Here is a 17,194-nt window from a genome sequence, read left to right as displayed (position 1 = left end):
CAATATTTTTTTCATCTTTTATAATGAAACATTTTAATGTCTTTAAAGCAAAAAGCACTTAGCGGATTTATATGGACTTATGCGGAACAATCTGGAGGGCAAATAATCAATTTTTTTGTAAACATCCTTTTAGCCAGAACATTATTCCCTGCTGATTTTGGGATTTTGGGATTGTTGTTTGTTTTCATAACAATAGCCAATGTGCTTGTCGATGGCGGAATGAAGGTTTCAATAATCAGGAAAAAAGAGGTTACAGAAAGGGATTATACCACCGTTTTTTTTGCAAACATTCTGATGAGTTGCCTCCTTTATGTCATCATTTTCTTTTTGGCACCCTATATTGCTGATTTTTATAAAAAACCACAATTGGTGTCCATAATGAGGGTTTTTTCGATTACAATAATTATTCAAGCTTTCGTTTTTGTTCAATCTGCTATTTTGACAAAAAATCTAAATTTCAGACAGCAAACCTTGATGAAATTGCCTTCCATCATTTTAAGCTCAGCTATAGGAATAAGTTTAGCATTGCTTGATTATGGCGTTTGGAGTTTAGTTTGGATGTACTTAACGCAAACCTTTTTTTGGGCACTTTTTCATTGGATTTTTAGTGAATGGAAACCAAAATGGATTTTTGACAAAGCCCTTTTTAAATTTCATTTTGATTTTGGGTATAAACTGACAATTGTTGAAATTCTAAATAGTGTAACAGCCAATATTTATCAAATAATTATTGGAAAATTTTATGCTATTAAGGATGTAGGATATTACACGCAATCATTAACTGTAAGACAATTGCCAATATCAAATATTTATGGTGCAGTTTCAAAACTCTTACTTCCTATTTTTTCTAAAGTTCAGGATGATCCAGTTAGATTGACAACGATTTACAAAAAAATATTATCCATAATACTAGTTATTATTACCCCAATTTTAATATACATAGCTTTTTTTTCTGAAGAGATTATTGTTTTTTTATATTCAGAAAAATGGAAATTAGCAGCACCTTTTCTATTTTATCTTTCTATTGCGGGTGTATTCAATGTGATTTACACCTTTAATTCAAGTGTTTTAAGTATAGTGGGAGATTCAAAATTAATTTTAAAAATTGAAATTTTAAATAAATTGCAAAGGTTTATTTTTATAATAATAAGCTTAATTTTAATGTTATCTATAAAAAGTTTTCTGTTAGTAATTTTAATTTCAACTATAGTTAATTATTTTATTGTCAACCATTACACTTCTAAATTATTGAAAATTAGCAATTTAGAATTATTGTTAGTTTTTTCACATATAGGATTAATTGCTTTTTTGTCAACCTTTAGTTCATATTTTATTTTTAATTTTTTCAGATTCAATAGTAATCCTTTTTTGATTTGTCTTACTTCAATTTTGTTCGGATTAATGGTGTATGTAAGTTTATTGTATATTTTCAAAAGAGTCATTATTATTAGTTTATTAGATTTTTTTAAAACATTAAAGCCAATTAGTTGAATGAGAGTAATTAGATTAACAACATTACTAGACTATGGTGGTCAAGAAAGAAAGTACATTTCATTTGTTGAAGATGGAAAAAAAGCTCTTAAAAACGACTATTTTTTTGCTGCTTTAGGTCATGGCGGACATGCAGAAAAATTTATTTTGGAAAAAGGGTTTCCAGTTAAAATTTTTAACTTAAAACCAAGTATCACTAATTTAAAAAATATTTGGCTGCTCTGTAAATGGTTTAAAACTATAAAGCCAGATATAGTTCACACCGCAGCCGCCGAAGCCAATTTTCACGGAATTATTGCGGCCAAGATGGCTGGAGTTAAAGTAATTATTGCCGAGGAAATTGGCTTGCCAAAACATTCCAAAATAGCTAAAATTATTTTTAAATATCTTTATAGGTTGACTAACAAAGTAATTTGTGTATCAAGAGCAGTAAAAAATTTTCTTATTAGTATAAATGAAATAGAAGATTATAAAGGAATTGTAATCTATAATCCTGCTAGTGAATCAAAAACAGTAGAACGTACTCTTTTAAATGAGTTTACGATTGTTAGCGTTGGTAGATTAGAAATTGTAAAAAACCAACAATTGCTGATAAAGGCATTTTCAAAAATAGATAATCTATCGGCTCAACTAATATTAGTGGGTGACGGAAGAGAGAGGGAAAATTTAGAGCAATTAATAGCAAGTTTACATTTAGAAAAGCGAGTGAAAATTACAGGTTTTGTTTCAAATCCAGAATTTTATTTGTGTCAAGCCCATCTTTTTGTTCTTCCTTCATTATCTGAAGGTTTCGGAATAGCTGTTGTTGAAGCAATGCAGCAGCAAGTTCCTTGTTTGTGTTCTAATGTTGGGGGTATTCCTGAATTTATTACTGAAAATGAAACAGGTTGGTTGTTTGATCCAAATAATGAAGAAGAATTAGTAGCCAAAATTAATGTAATTATGAGAACTCCATATGGAAATGTCCAACTCGTTGGGAATAATGGCAAAAACTTTGTAGAGAATCGATTTACAAGCCAAAAATATAGATATAATTTAGAAAATCTTTACCAAGAATTATCGTGATTAGAATACTACATATTCAAGAAACTATTGGATCAGGCGGTGTGGAACGACTTCGTTTGTCTCTTAGTAAATTATTGGATAAAGATAAATACGAGCTCAAAATTATTTGTACCCATACTGGAGGTAGTATAAAAGAGGAAATAGAAAAAGAGGGTACAGAAGTCATAGCTATTGGTCAGTTTAAAGGAATATTTGATTATAAAAAGCATCGTGAGGTTCAAAAAATAATCAATACTTTCCAACCTCATATCATTCACGGAGCCGTTTTTGAAGGAGTGACTATGGCTGCAATAAACGGTTTTATTAAAAAAGTACCCGTCATAGTACTTGAAGAAACATCAGATCCTAAGAACAGATCTTGGAAGGGAAATTTGTTAATGAAGTTTTTTGTTAAATTATCAGATGCAATTATTGGCGTTTCACCAGGTGTAGTTGATTATTTAGAGAACACTTTGAAACTACCTAAACACAAAATTTTTTTAGTAAACAATGGAGTGGTCTTGCCAAGAGAAATTAGCAGAACAGAAATAGCTGAACTTAAAGTTTCACTCGGAATTAACTCGAATGATATTGTTATTGGTTCTGTTGGCAGAATGCTTCAAGATGAACATAAAAGATTTTCTGATTTGATTAAAGCTTTTGCAATTGTTTGCAAAACTCATAGCAATGTAAAATTATTGTTAGTTGGTTCAGGCCCTGAGGTAGAGAAATACAAAAAACTTTCAAAAGAGTTGACAATCAGTGATAAAGTAATTTTTACAGGATACCAATCGGATGTCACCTTATACTATCGATTAATGAATATTTTTGTTTTAGTGTCTGCATATGAAGCTTTTGGGCTGGTTTTAGCGGAAGCGATGTTATCCAAACTGCCCGTTGTCGCCACCAAAGTTGGAGGGATGAAATATATTGTTGACGATACTAAAACTGGTTTTTTAGTAAAGCCATTTGATGTAAATGCAATAGCTGAAAAATTAGATTTTTTATGTGACAATGAGGAATTAAGATTAGGATTTGGTATAAATGGATTTACAAAAGCAATAGCAAACTATACAGAAAAGCAGTATGTAAATAACCTTTTTACTTTGTATCAAAAGTTGTTAAAAAAAAATAAGATACAAGTTCAATAATTTTTTTTAAAAATTTTAAAAAATAAAATGAAAAAAAAAATATATCTATATATAATTTATTTAATAAAATTTTATCGAAGATCTATTATAGAAATTATAAAATATTTTGGTTTAAAACAAAATGAAAGAATCATTATTGAAGGGTATTGTGAGACTTCCAATTTTGGAGACGCATTAAACTATCCTTTTGTAGAATATCTGTCAGGGAAAAAAGTTTTGTTGTCAAAATTCCTTCCCAAATTCATTTTATCTTCAGAGAAAACAAATGCCATAATTGGAAGTATAATACAAGTATCAAAAAACAATTGCATAATTTGGGGAGCAGGTTTTATTTCGGATAAAAATATTAGAGTACCTAAACCATATAAAATTCATGCTGTTAGAGGTCCTTTAACAAGACAAGTTTTTTTAGATAATAATATTGAATGTCCCGAATCTTATGGAGACCCAGCTTTATTAATGCCTTTTATTTATAATCCCGAAATTAAAAAAAAATACAAAATTGGTTTTTTACCTCATTTTGTAAACAAAAACTCTGAATATATTAAATGCTTTGAAAACAACAACGATTGTCTAATTATGAATATCCTTATTGGACAAGATTACAAAGGATTAATTAACAAAATGCTTTCCTGTGAATATATTGTTACTAGCTCATTACATGGATTAATCTTTGCCCATAGTTATAATATTCCGGTATTATGGGTTAAATATTCGGTTGAATTAGAAGGAGGTAGATTTAAGTTTGATGATTATTTACATACTGTCAATAAGCAAAACAGCAATCCTCTGTTTATAGACAAACAGTATACAATTGAAGAATATATAGCGTTAATGGATGCTGAAAAAATTAATTTCAACTATAAAAAACTCTTAGACACTTGCCCTTTTATTTGTCAATCTGCTAAAAACGAGATTGCTTTCAATATTAAAAAACGTGAAAAATCATCATGAAAATACTTTTCTTAGTAAATCATTTAGCTGAATATGGAGGTATTCAACGAATGCTGAATCATAAAATTTTGGCATTTAAAAAACATGGGGATTGCGAGATAATTATGGTTACTCGATTTCAGAACAATCGAGATTATTTATATGAAAGTCATCAATTGACAAAAAAATATGATTTAAATCTTGAAGGCAATAGATCCTTTTTTGGAAACCAAGTGATCAAGTTTAGTTTTTATAAAAAGACAAAAAAAATTATAAAGAACGAAAAACCAGATGTTGTGATTACAACACTTACAAGTTTCTATTCGCTAATTTTGCCATTTATAAGTAAAAAAACACCCAAAATAATAGAATTTCACAGTACTGCCAATACAATAAAAGCGGGTCAATGGAAATTCAAACGACTTATCTACAAACTGTATGATGCCGTTATAGTTTTAAATAAAGACGAAAAAAACAATTATGATTTAAAGAATACATTTGTGATACCCAATTTCATTCACGAAGAAAATCCTATTACTTATCCTGAATTCCATAAACGAAAACTTACCCTAATTGCAGCAGGAAGAATTGAACCTGTTAAACAATTTGACCATTTAATTCTAGCTTGGGCACAAATCAGTAACCAATATCCAGAATGGAAGTTAGAAATCTATGGCGATGGAAATATGAAGAGTGCATTAGAAAGTCTAATACAAGAAAATCAATTGTCAAACTCCGTCCAGTTGATGGGAAATACTAAAAATTTATCCAATAGTATGAGAGAAGCTTCCATATACTGTATGACGTCAAAGACCGATTGTTTTCCTATGGTTTTACTAGAAGCCAAACAAGCAGGATTACCTATTATCTCTTATGACTGTCCGTATGGTCCCAAAAATATTATACACCACAATAGTGATGGAATTTTGATTGAGAAAGACAATTTTAGAGCGTTTTCTAATGCAATTGAAAAATTAATTATGAATACGGAAATCAGAGAAAATATGTCGGTCAATTCCTTTAAAAATGCTGAAGAATTTTCATCAGGCAACATCGTGAAATTATGGTTTAGTTTATTCACTCAATTAAATGTAAATGTCGGAGAATAATAAAATATATTTACCAGGACTCAATGGCATTAGAGCAATTGCAGCTTTAGCAGTTGTTGCGTCTCATATAAACCATAGAAGTATCGGTTTTGGTCTGCCCGCAATGCCATTACTTGATCTAGCGGGTTATGGCGTAACCATGTTTTTTGTTTTGAGTGGTTTTTTGATTACTTTTTTACTGTTAAAAGAAAAAAAAATGACTAATACCATCAATTATAAATTTTTTTTTATCAGGCGAGCATTAAGAATATGGCCTTTGTATTTTTTGTATTTGTTAATTTTGATACTGATTTTTGGAGTCGATAGTTTTAGAGGTACCTTGGTTTATTATGTTTTCTTTATGCCCAACTTTGTAAATCTAGTGGTTGCCGAATATGGTGTTGTTCCTGTTTCTAAGGTTTTATCTGAAAAAATCGGTCACTATTGGTCGTTAGGTGTTGAAGAGCAATTTTATATATTTTGGCCCTTAGTAATTAAGTTTTTGAATAGATACCTATTTGTATTTTTGATTTTATTCCCTGTACTGTTTCTTTTGTTTAAAATTTTTCTAAAAATTTTACATTCACCAATCGAAATTCAAGCTTTTTTCCATTACAGTCGATTCGGATGTCTTGCAATTGGAGGATTAGGAGCATATTTGTATTGCAACCATATAGAAAGGTTGAAATACTTTAATTCTATTTTGTTGCAAATACTATGCTGGTCGATTATGGTTTTGATTGCAACTAATAATTTTTATATCTATGGAATTATTAATCACGAAATTGTCGCCATAGTTACAGTACTATTAATTTTCAACCAAGTACATAATCCTAAACCCCTAATTAATTTAGAAAATGCTTTTTTTGATTTCTTAGGTAAAATTTCTTTTGGTTTATATGTATACAATCCATTAGTTATTTTCTTTCTACAAAAATTACTTTCTAGTTTATTAATAAACAGTTTGGTTAAAATAGTGCTTGTTTATAGTAGTGTCTTTTCTGCATTAATTTTAGTTTCCTATTTATCTTTCACATATTATGAAAACTATTTTTTAAAATTTAAGAAAAATTTTATAAGGGTAAATAGTTTTTCAAATTTTAAATCATACAAAAGTGCCAGTTAACGTACTCTTTATCACTTGGGATGGACCACAAACCAATTACATGGAAGGGTTATTTATGCCCATTTTTCATCAGATTCAAAAAGAGAATAAATATCGTTTTCATGTAATTCAATTTACTTGGGGAACAAAAAATCGCACATTAATTACACATAAAAAAGCTCAAGAACTTGATATAATATATACTTCAAAAAAAATTCATAGAAAGCCCAATTCATTAATTGGTAGTTTTTTTACAATAATTGAAGGAATATCATTCATAAAAAAATATTTAAAAAACAACCCTATTGACATTATTGCACCCAGAAGTATTATGCCTTCCATTATGGTAAATCGACTATGGATTAAAAATTACAAAATTCTATTTGATGCCGATGGATTACCTATCGAAGAACGAATAGATTTTTCTGGATTAAAGAAAAATGGGGTCTTATATACTATTTATAAAAAAGAAGAAAGGTCAATGTTACTAAAAGCGGATGCTGTCATAACAAGAAGTAAAATGGCTATTGATTTTCACCTAAATTATATTGGTAAAAATTATCAAGATAAATTTTTTGTTGTAGTCAATGGAAGAGATGTTGATTTATTTAAACCAAATATTGAACTTAGCCAAAAACTAAGGGAAGAATTTAATATAAAAAAAGACACTAAAGTATTCATTTACAGTGGGTCTCTTGGCCCTCAATATGGATGGGAAATTATGATAAAAATATTTAAAAGGTATTTGCAAATAAACCATAATTCTATTTTTTTAATCTTAACAGGAAATATAGAATTTGCTTCAAAAAGAATTCCAGCTGCTTTACAAAATCATATAGTTTTGAAATCATCACCATTTGAAGATATCCCAAAATACCTCTCAATGGGTGATATCGCTTTTGCAATTAGAGAACCTAAACCAAGTATGCAAGGTGTAGCACCAATTAAACTTGGTGAATATTTGTTAGTAGGAATTCCCACTATAGCTTCATCTGGAATTGGTGATACAAAAGACATTTTAAAGAATAAGCACTTTTGCTTTTTGTTTAAGCATAACGAAACAGATTCTATTGAAAATGCAATAAAATTTATAGAAAAAGCAAAATATATCAATAAAGTTGAAATACAAAAGTTTGCTGTCGAAAATTTTTCAATGGAAATTAGCGTAGCTAGTTATAATAAAGCATTAGAATATTGCTCATGAAAGTAATTTATCTAACAAAATATAGTAGAAATGGCGCAAGTAGTCGTTTGAGAAGTTATCAATTCTTCCCTTTTTTAGAAAAAGAAGGAATAGATATAACAGTGAGGCCATTTTTTGATGAAGATTATTTGAATCATTTGTATGCTAAAAAAAAAATAGCCAAATTTAAACTGGCAAAATATTATTTTCAAAGATTTTTTGTGCTTTTTAGTGTAATTAAATATGACAAAGTTGTAATTGAAAAAGAACTTTTTCCCTATTTTTTTAGTTGGTTTGAAAAATTACTATTTCTTTTAAAAGTTAGCTATATTGTTGATTATGACGATGCTGTTTTTCATAATTATGATTTAAGCAATAATAAGCTTATTCGCTTTTTACTGAAAAATAAAATTGAAAACGTGATGAAGTATAGTGGTTGTGTTTTAGCTGGAAATAACTATTTGGCAGAAAAAGCAAATCAATCTGGTGCCAAGAAAATCATTGTTTTCCCGACAGTTATTGATATTGAAAAGTATAATTCTAAAAACTATATTACAACTAATGATAAAATAATTATTGGTTGGATCGGTTCACCTTCTACTTTCAAATATGTAAAAAAATTATCCGCTGTTTTTGAAAAACTCGTAAATGAAATTCCTTTTGAAATACATATTATTGGATCAAATGAAAAATTAGATATTCAAGGTTCAGTACACTATTTGAATTGGTCAGAATCGTCAGAAGTAGCTTTGATATCAAACTTTGATATTGGTATCATGCCTTTAGAAAATTCGCCATGGGAATTGGGCAAATGTGCCTATAAATTAATTCAATACATGGGTTGTAGTCTACCAGTTGTGGCTTCTTCAATTGGAATGAATAAAGAGGTTGTTGATGATGGCAGTAATGGTTATTTAGTTGACAATGAAAAGGAATGGATTGAAAAATTAAGAATTTTATTAAATGATTCCAACTTAAGAAAGCAATTTGGCAAAAATGGAAGAAGAAAAATGGAACAAGAATATACTTTACAAAATAACGTTCAAAAATTAATTTCGCTTTTAAAAGATGGAAGTGCAAAGTAAAAATAGATATCTATTTTTATTACAGATTTTTAGAGGATTTGCTGCATTTATGGTAGTTGTTCATCACGCTATTAGATTGGTTATCTGTTATTATATTATATTTGAAGAAAAGTACATGAATTTTATAAAATCCAAAATAATAGGATAAATTATGAATCTCCTATTTGTAATACTATTTGTTTTATTAGGTTTATTGTTTGTAAATAGTTTTAAAAATAAATTATCTCCAAACAATCTTACCTCACTTAAGCAACTTTATGTTTATCATTTACTGTTTGGAATATACTATTATTTCTTTATACTTGGAGATTCAATAGGGTATTGGCAACAACCAAAAGTAATGACTTTCGAAAGTTTTTTATACTCATTTCAAGAAGAACAAGGTACTTTTTTTGTACATGCTTTAAACTTTTTTCCGTCAAATTTTCTGGGTCTATCATATTTTACAGGTACCATAATGTATAGTATAATTGGCTTTATTGGATTTGCCTATTTTTATGTTACCGCTATTGATACAATTCCTAATAATCCAAAATATAAGGGATTTAATTTATTTCCATTTTTATTTTTTCTGCCCAATTTACATTTCTGGAGTTGTGCGGTTGGTAAAGATACGCTCTTGTTCTTTTGTATAGGTATTTTTGTTTACGGATTAATGAACATAACTAAGAGATTTTTGTTTGTCATTTTGGCATTGTCATTATCTTATGCTATAAGACCTCACATTACATTGTTTATGATTATTTCTTTTGGTTTTGTTTTTATGTTCAATAGAAGCAAATCATTATTCCAAAGAATTTTATTTTCTTCAATCATGATTGGTATTGCTATTTCAATATTCCCTTTGGTATTGAAATTTTCAAAAATTGAAGAAGTATCTATAGATAGTTTTAACAATTTTGCTTTAAATAAAGCTTCATTGTTGAGTAAGTCTTATACAAGCTCGGCAATAGACATATCATCGTATTCTCCACCTGTTAAAATATTTACTTTTTTGTTTCGTCCTTTCTTTTTTGATATAAATAGTATACCATCTTTATTGGCATCTATTGAAAACACTATTCTTTTACTTTTAACTATAAGTTATTTTATAAATAAGCCAATTACCTCATATAGAAAAGCTCCATTTGTTATTCAAGGGATGTTTTGTTTTTTGATTATTGGAACATTGGCCTTTTCTCAATCATTGGGTAATTTAGGAATTATGATTCGAATGAGAAATATGTTTTTACCTGGCTTAATTATATTTTTACTTTGGCACTTTTCATTTCTCAATACGGATGAAATAGAAGATATTTCAACTTAACAAAAGGCAACTATTCAAACCTTTTTTCTTATTTACTTTTAGATATCACGCTTTGTTTTAACTCAACTTAAAGTAATCTTTAAGACATCTTCCCTATTTTTAAATAATTGTAAAGTTTTGTTTTATCAACATTAAACAATACAATATGACCTTAAATTTGTTTTGATGATCGTATTCCTCAATGAATATTTTTTTATAAATTTTAAATACGAATTAAACCTGAATTAGGATAGTTCATGTCAGAAACAAGAAAGAAATTAGTTAGAATTACAACTGTACCATTGTCTTTGGATAAAATTTTAGATGGACAGTTGGCTTTCATGAACAATCACTATGAAGTGATTGCGGTTTCTTCTGAAAAAGAATATTTAATTCGATGTGCTAAAAATGAAGGTGTTCGTTTCAAGCATATTGAAATGACAAGAAAAATAACGCCAATTAAAGATTTCATTTCCTTAATTAAGTTAATATCGTTTTTGAAAAAGGAAAGACCTTTAATTATTCATTCACACACTCCAAAAGCAGGTATTTTAGCTATGCTTGCTTCAAAAATTACCAATATTCCTATCCGTTTGCATACTGTTGCTGGATTACCACTTATGGAAGAAAAAGGGAGTAAAAAAAAGTTGTTGGAATTGATTGAAAAATTAACTTATTCGTTTTCAACATTTGTTTTTACTAATTCCAATGGGCTTTACAAATACATTATTGAGAATAATTATGTTTCTAAAAACAAATTAAAAGTTATAGGCAATGGAAGTTCAAATGGTGTCGATATAAACTATTTTTCACCAACAAGTGTTTCAGTAAAAGAAAAGGAAAAACTAAAATTATCATTAGGGATTTTAGAAAACGACTTCACTTTTGTTTTTGTTGGAAGAATTGTAGCAGACAAAGGAATTAATGAATTGATTAATGCTTTTGACACAATATCTTTTCAAAACAATGCAATAAAATTGTTATTAGTAGGTGAACAAGAAAGCCATTTAGACCCTTTAAACGAAAATACTTTAAAATTAATATCAAGTAACAAAAATATAATTAAAACAGGTTTTCAAAAAGACATAAGACCATTTTTAGCTGTTAGTGATGCGCTTGTTTTTCCTAGCTATCGTGAGGGATTCCCAAATGTAATTATGCAAGCTGGAGCAATGGAATTGCCCGTTATCGCAACAAACATAAATGGATGTAATGAAATTATTATTAATGAAAAGAACGGTGTTTTAATTGAGTTAAAAAATAATGGCGCAATTGTAAAAGCCATGGTTAGATTAATAGAAGACGAAGCATTTTATAAAAATCTCAAATCAAATGCGAGAAGCATGATAGTTTCAAGATTTGAAAGAAAAGTGATTTGCGAAAAAATACTGTATGAATATAAAGAAATGGAAAAAGTTTTAAATTATGGAATATAGAGAACATTTTGTATTTGGTGCTGGTGGACATGGCAGAGTAATTGCTGAATTGATGCAATTCAACGACTGTAAAGTAGATGCTTTTATTGATGATTTTCCAAGAGCTACTAATGTCAACTCAATACCCATCATTTCCAGTAATTTAATTCAAAAAAATGAGTTAAAACTTTATATTATAATTGCAATTGGAGACAATTTAACTAGAAAAAATACTAGTAAAAGATTAATGAACAATATTTTCTTTTCCTGTATTCATAAAAATGCATCAATTTCTCCCACTTCTAAAATTGATAGTGGCACAGTTGTGATGTTAAATGCTGTAGTAAATACAAATACAGAAATAGGAAAGCATGTAATCATTAATACTGCAACAATTATAGAACATGACTGTGTTATTGAAGATTTTGTTCACATATCACCTAATGCTACATTATTAGGAAATGTTACTGTTGGCGAAGGAACACATGTAGGCGCAGGAGTAATTATTTTACCAGGAGTAAAAGTTGGAAAATGGTGTGTGATTGGTGCCGGAAGTGTTGTGTTAAATGATATTCCTGATGGCTCTGTAGTAGTTGGAAATCCTGGAAAAATAATAAAACATAATCCTTTATATCATGCAAGAGAATTCGAAGTGATGTATAAGGTTTTTGATTAAAAAAACTATAAAAAGTTTTAATATAAGATTACGAAAAGAATTCTTTTATTTTTTTGAAAATATTTTTCTTTGTTAGAACTTCTTGATTTCCATATCCATAATTATATCCATAATTGTATTTGTAACCGTATCTTTTGTTTATTTCAATATTATTCAAGATAATACCCATATTTGAAATATTATTTAGCTTTTTAAAATTAGAAATATATTTTAGAAGTGTTTTTTCTGTAAAATCAGCTCGAGTAACATAAAGAATAGTTTCTGCTAATCCTAAAATCAAACTGGTATCTGTTACTAATATTGTTGGGGCTGTATCTACAATAATGTATTCGTATTTATCTCTTAATTCGCTTAATAATTGTTCAAACCTTCCGTTAGACAATAATTCGGCTGGGTTTTGAGGTATTATTCCAGAAATAATTATATCTAAATTTAATTCGTTTTCAAGACTTTTAGTAATGATATCTTCACTGGTTAATTTATCATCATATAAATAATTGGTTACTCCTTTTACCAATACTTTTTTCAAATCTAACGTTTTATGTAATTGAGGATTTCTTAAATCTGCTCCAATTAAGACTACTTTTTTTCCAAAAGATGAAAGTGTGATTGCTAAGTTTGTTGATACAAAAGTTTTACCTTCACCTTTTATAGAGGAAGTGACAAAAATCACATTCCCGTCTTTTTTTAAATTAGAAATAAATTTTAAGTTAGAGGTTAGAATTCTAAAAGACTCCGACAGCATAGAACGATCAAATTCAACCACCTTTTTGTGGTCATCCTTAATATTGGGAATTTCTGAAACGACAACAATATCTTTAATTTCTTCTTCAATATCTTCTTTTGAAGTGATTTTATTATTAAATAAATTATTGATGTAAATAATAACGAAAGGAACTAATAAACCTAAAAAGAAAGCAATCCCAAAATATAATTTTCTATCTGGAAAAATTGGAGTCGAGTCAAAACTTGCATATTCAACAACTTTAACACTAGGGTTTGTTATAGCAAGATTTACAAGAGCTTCTTCTCTTTTTTGTAATAGCAAAACATATAAATTTTCTTTGATAGTTTGTTGTCTTTCAATTGATCTAATTTTCTTTTCTTTATTTGGAACACTTCCATATTTGCTTTTTTCTTCTGAATTAATTTTTCTTAATTCGTTTTTATTAATTGTTAAAACATTTTGATAACCAATAATAGAAGATTTTACATTGTTTTTTAATTGAATGACCTGACTATACGCTTCTTTAACAAGAGGATTGGATTCTCCTGCTCCAGATTGCAAAAGTTTTTTGTATTTAAGGAGTTGCTGATTGTATTTATCGATTAATATGTTTATTTCTTGATCTTCAAATCCAACATTAGGAGGCAAAAGCTCTAAATCTTTCGATTTATTAATAGAGAGCAACATCAATTTTGATAAAGTTAATTGAGTATTGGCTTTATCTAGTTCCGATTTTGATTGAAAAGTACTTTGCATCAAAATACTAGCATCACTATCTAAATTTACTACTTCATTTTCTTTTTTGTAATCTGCTTTTGATTGCTCAATCGAATCTAATTCGTTATAGAGATATTCAAATCTTTTATCAACAAAATCAACTGTTTTTTGGTGAACAAATTGTCTGTCTTTACCGCCATCTTTATTAAACACATCTATTAAAGTGTTTACTATATCAGTAATTTTTTCTGGATTATAACCCGTTAAATTGATTCGTAAGATATCACTTTGATTGCCAACATAATCAATGGCTATTTGTTGGGATATCGTTTTTATTACATTTTTCCTGTTGTTAAGAGCAATAGAGTAGATTTTTCCTTCTATCCTTTTTAAAGAAGTAGTGCTTTTTAAATTTAATTTAAAGGGGATTTCGTAATCAAAATTAGTTTGATTGAATTTATAGACCTTTTCAGAATTATCAAATTTATAGCCATTTTTAACAATTTCAATTTGAAAAGCAGTCAATTTATTTTTTATGGAATCATTTTCTAAAGCCCAAACTACATTAAAAGGTAAATTATTCCATAATTCTTGAGACTTCACTCTTCCTTCACTATAAATTTCTGTAGTTAAATTCAAACTATCAACTACGTTACCTATTATTCGAGAAGATTTAATATTTTCAATTTGATTTTCTAAATTAACCTTGGTTGTCCCAAATATTGAAACTCCATCATTTGGCATTTTAAATGCTGAATTAGCAGCGTCAATAATTTGTATTTTTGCAGATGTTTGATAAACATCACTTGCATACCGCAAATAGAAATAACATCCTAAAAGTGATACTATTATTGAAAATACTATCCATCTCCAATGGAGTAAATATTTTATAATCTCTTCTTTTATATTAATCTTAATTGGTTGACCTTGCATTTATTGTGTAAGTAAAAAAACGGTTAATATCATTGATAATGAAAGAGATACAATAGAGATAAATGTACCCAGATTACCTATATAACCAGCAGTTTTTACTTTTGGTCCATTTGGGTTGACATATATTACATCATTCGGTTTTATGTAATAATAAGGCGAACCAAACCATTGCTTAGAAGTCATATCGATAGTTATATAGGTCTTTGCATTATTCTCTTCTCTAATTAGTAATACGTTTTCTCGTTTACCATTAATTGTTAAATCACCAGCATATCCTAAAGCTTGAAGAACACTAATATTTTGTTCAGAATAGGTGTAAGTTCCTGGTTTACTTACTTCGCCTAACACGGTGAATTTAGCATTCATTAAACGAGCCGTAACAATTGGCTCGCTAAGATGTTTTCCTTCTATTAAAATTTTAACTAATAATTCTTCCAACTGCGCCATTGTTAAATCTTTCACAGTAATCTTGCCTAAAATAGGTAAAGTTATTTTGCCTTCTAAATTGACTAAATACCCGGGAAAAAAAGAAGAGTTTTGATTTTGATCTTGATTTAAATTATACATAGCAGATAGTTCGGTAGAACTTGATGAAATAATTATACTCAATATATCATTTGGTTGAATTTTACCTACAGAAATAATATTCTTATCTTGATTTTCAAAATTTATATCATTAAAATATATCACTTGTTTTTTGGAAGAACAGGATGATAAAAAAAGTAAAAAAAAAGTAAAAAAAATGAAACTTGATTTTGTTAAATTCATTAATGTTTTGGTTTGATATAATAAAATTATTACTTAAAACTCGAAAATCAATTGATAAAATTGAAGAATGAAATATTTCGGAACAAATCTATACTTATACAAACTAAGTAGCAACTGTAAAACAAATTAATAAACTTTTATAAATTATTATTTAATACAAACTTAACATTGCGATTTTTATATTATAAATTAAAACAAATAATAATAAAGAAATTATAAGAAAAAAAGCAGCTACTCTATTAATTATAAAAAATCTAATGTTCGCTCCAAAGCCATTCCTCTGGAACCTTTTATAAGCATTGTTTTATGTTCAAATTTTGTTGAGGATAAATACAGAGTAAATTCATCAAAGGTGCTGTAAAAATGGAAGTTTGCGTTATGAATTTTGTTTGCATAAAAATCTTTTCCCACAAAATGACATTCAAACGAACTATAATCATTTAAAAAAACAACTATAGCTTTGTGCTCTTCTATACTTTCTACTCCTAACTCATACATATCGCCAATAATAACCAATTTGTTCTTTTTATCTAACTGTATAAAGTTTTCCAACGCCACTTTCATACTACTTGGATTGGCATTATAAGCATCCAAAATTATTTCGTTTGTTCTTTTAGTGATTAGCTGTGAGCGATTATTTTCGGGCACATAACTTTCAATGGCAGCTTTAATGTCTTCTGTAGAAACTTTAAAATAATTTCCTATAGTTATTGCTGCATTGATATTTGTAGCATTATACAAACCTATTAAGTTAGAATTAATTTCGACACCCATCGTTTTAATTTTGACAAATGGATTTGCCACTACACTCTCAATAAATATAGTGGCATTTTTAGCTTTTTGGCTAAACGTAATTCTATTAAAATCAACAGTCTTCGTATTTTGAATTTCATCATCTAGATTTACAAAAACAGACTTATTATTTTCTTTTAGAAAAATATACATTTCACTTTTCCCTTTAATTACTCCTTCTACTCCGCCAAACCCTTCAAGATGTGCTTTCCCAAAATTAGTAATGTATCCATAATCTGGCTGAGCAATATTGCACAACAATTCAATTTCTTTTTGATGATTGGCACCCATTTCTACAATTCCTATTTCCGTTTCTTTTGTAAACGATAATAAGGTTAAAGGAACCCCAATATGGTTATTCAAATTACCAATAGTTGCCTTCGTTTTGTATTTTTTTGATAAAACTATATTGATAAGCTCTTTAGTAGTTGTTTTTCCATTGCTTCCAGTTAAAGCAACAATTGGTAATTGTAAAAATTGTCTATGGTATTTTGCCAACTCTTGCAATACTTTCAAACTGTCTTCAACCAAAATGGTTCTATCATCTATATAGTTTGATGGGTTATCAATTAACACAAAGCTTGCTCCTTTTTCTAATGCTTCTTTCGCAAAGGTATTCGCGTCAAATCGCTCACCCTTTATGGCAACAAAAAAAGAGTTGTTATCAATATTTCTTGTGTCAATAGAAACTTTATTACAAGTTAAAAACAACTTATGTATGTTTTGAATGGTCATATCAAAATTATTTTAAATAAAAAAGCCCTTAAAAATAGGGCTTTTTTATTGGTGTTTAAAAACTAA

Annotated in this window: 14 protein-coding genes; 11 read left to right on the top strand and 3 right to left on the bottom strand. The window is 28.2% G+C overall.

The features are described from left to right. Nucleotides 1-36: 36 nt before the first annotated feature. The 11 genes from ACK5ON_RS09320 (at nt 37) to ACK5ON_RS09270 (ending at nt 12,456) form a co-directional block, all read left to right on the top strand. Entirely contained in the window at nt 37-1,491 is a 1,455-nt protein-coding gene (locus tag ACK5ON_RS09320; protein WP_409821905.1) for a lipopolysaccharide biosynthesis protein, read from the top strand. After that, the gene (locus tag ACK5ON_RS09315; RefSeq protein WP_409821903.1) at nt 1,492-2,556 is read left to right on the top strand and encodes a glycosyltransferase; all 1,065 of its coding nucleotides are present in this window, start codon (nt 1,492-1,494) and stop codon (nt 2,554-2,556) included. After that, nucleotides 2,553-3,686, top strand: coding sequence for a glycosyltransferase family 4 protein (locus tag ACK5ON_RS09310; protein ID WP_409821901.1), 1,134 nt, complete (start codon nt 2,553-2,555; stop codon nt 3,684-3,686). The genes ACK5ON_RS09315 and ACK5ON_RS09310 overlap by 4 nt, the downstream gene beginning before the upstream one ends. Nucleotides 3,687-3,713: 27 nt before the next feature. Next, nucleotides 3,714-4,640, top strand: a complete 927-nt coding sequence (locus tag ACK5ON_RS09305; RefSeq protein WP_409821899.1) for a polysaccharide pyruvyl transferase family protein — start codon at nt 3,714-3,716, stop codon at nt 4,638-4,640. After that, nucleotides 4,637-5,728, top strand: a complete 1,092-nt coding sequence (locus tag ACK5ON_RS09300) for a glycosyltransferase family 4 protein (protein ID WP_409821897.1) — start codon at nt 4,637-4,639, stop codon at nt 5,726-5,728. Before ACK5ON_RS09305 ends, ACK5ON_RS09300 begins: the two co-directional genes overlap by 4 nt. Next, nucleotides 5,715-6,833, top strand: a complete 1,119-nt coding sequence (locus ACK5ON_RS09295) for an acyltransferase family protein (protein WP_409821895.1) — start codon at nt 5,715-5,717, stop codon at nt 6,831-6,833. The genes ACK5ON_RS09300 and ACK5ON_RS09295 overlap by 14 nt, the downstream gene beginning before the upstream one ends. Before the next feature lie 40 nt (nt 6,834-6,873). Beyond that, on the top strand, nt 6,874-8,016 hold the full coding sequence (locus tag ACK5ON_RS09290) for a glycosyltransferase (protein WP_409821893.1): 1,143 nt from the start codon (nt 6,874-6,876) through the stop codon (nt 8,014-8,016). After that, nucleotides 8,013-9,080, top strand: coding sequence for a glycosyltransferase family 4 protein (locus ACK5ON_RS09285; protein WP_409821891.1), 1,068 nt, complete (start codon nt 8,013-8,015; stop codon nt 9,078-9,080). The genes ACK5ON_RS09290 and ACK5ON_RS09285 overlap by 4 nt, the downstream gene beginning before the upstream one ends. Before the next feature lie 151 nt (nt 9,081-9,231). After that, nucleotides 9,232-10,386, top strand: coding sequence for a hypothetical protein (locus ACK5ON_RS09280; RefSeq protein ID WP_409821889.1), 1,155 nt, complete (start codon nt 9,232-9,234; stop codon nt 10,384-10,386). Nucleotides 10,387-10,622: 236 nt separating this feature from the next. Then, a complete protein-coding gene (locus ACK5ON_RS09275; protein WP_409821887.1) occupies nt 10,623-11,801 on the top strand; it encodes a glycosyltransferase family 4 protein in 1,179 nt (392 codons plus the stop codon). Beyond that, the gene (locus ACK5ON_RS09270; RefSeq protein WP_409821885.1) at nt 11,791-12,456 is read left to right on the top strand and encodes an acetyltransferase; all 666 of its coding nucleotides are present in this window, start codon (nt 11,791-11,793) and stop codon (nt 12,454-12,456) included. Before ACK5ON_RS09275 ends, ACK5ON_RS09270 begins: the two co-directional genes overlap by 11 nt. A 28-nt stretch (nt 12,457-12,484) precedes the next feature. On the opposite strand, the gene ACK5ON_RS09265 is transcribed toward ACK5ON_RS09270, so the two are convergent. The 3 genes from ACK5ON_RS09265 to murF all read right to left on the bottom strand — a co-directional run bounded on the left by ACK5ON_RS09265 (nt 12,485) and on the right by murF (nt 17,128). Further along, on the bottom strand, nt 12,485-14,833 hold the full coding sequence (locus tag ACK5ON_RS09265) for a GumC family protein (protein ID WP_409821883.1): 2,349 nt from the start codon (nt 14,831-14,833) through the stop codon (nt 12,485-12,487). Continuing rightward, the gene (locus ACK5ON_RS09260) at nt 14,834-15,523 is read right to left on the bottom strand and encodes a polysaccharide biosynthesis/export family protein (RefSeq protein WP_409821881.1); all 690 of its coding nucleotides are present in this window, start codon (nt 15,521-15,523) and stop codon (nt 14,834-14,836) included. Nucleotides 15,524-15,844: 321 nt separating this feature from the next. Continuing rightward, nucleotides 15,845-17,128, bottom strand: a complete 1,284-nt coding sequence (murF, locus tag ACK5ON_RS09255; protein WP_396175776.1) for a UDP-N-acetylmuramoyl-tripeptide--D-alanyl-D-alanine ligase — start codon at nt 17,126-17,128, stop codon at nt 15,845-15,847. Nucleotides 17,129-17,194 lie beyond the last annotated feature (66 nt).

The sequence above is a fragment of the Flavobacterium sp. genome (genome assembly GCF_046317795.1).
Classification (GTDB): Bacteria; Bacteroidota; Bacteroidia; order Flavobacteriales; family Flavobacteriaceae; genus Flavobacterium.
The sequence above is the reverse complement of the archived record's forward strand: the minus strand, read 5'-3'. Positions and strand labels throughout refer to the sequence as shown.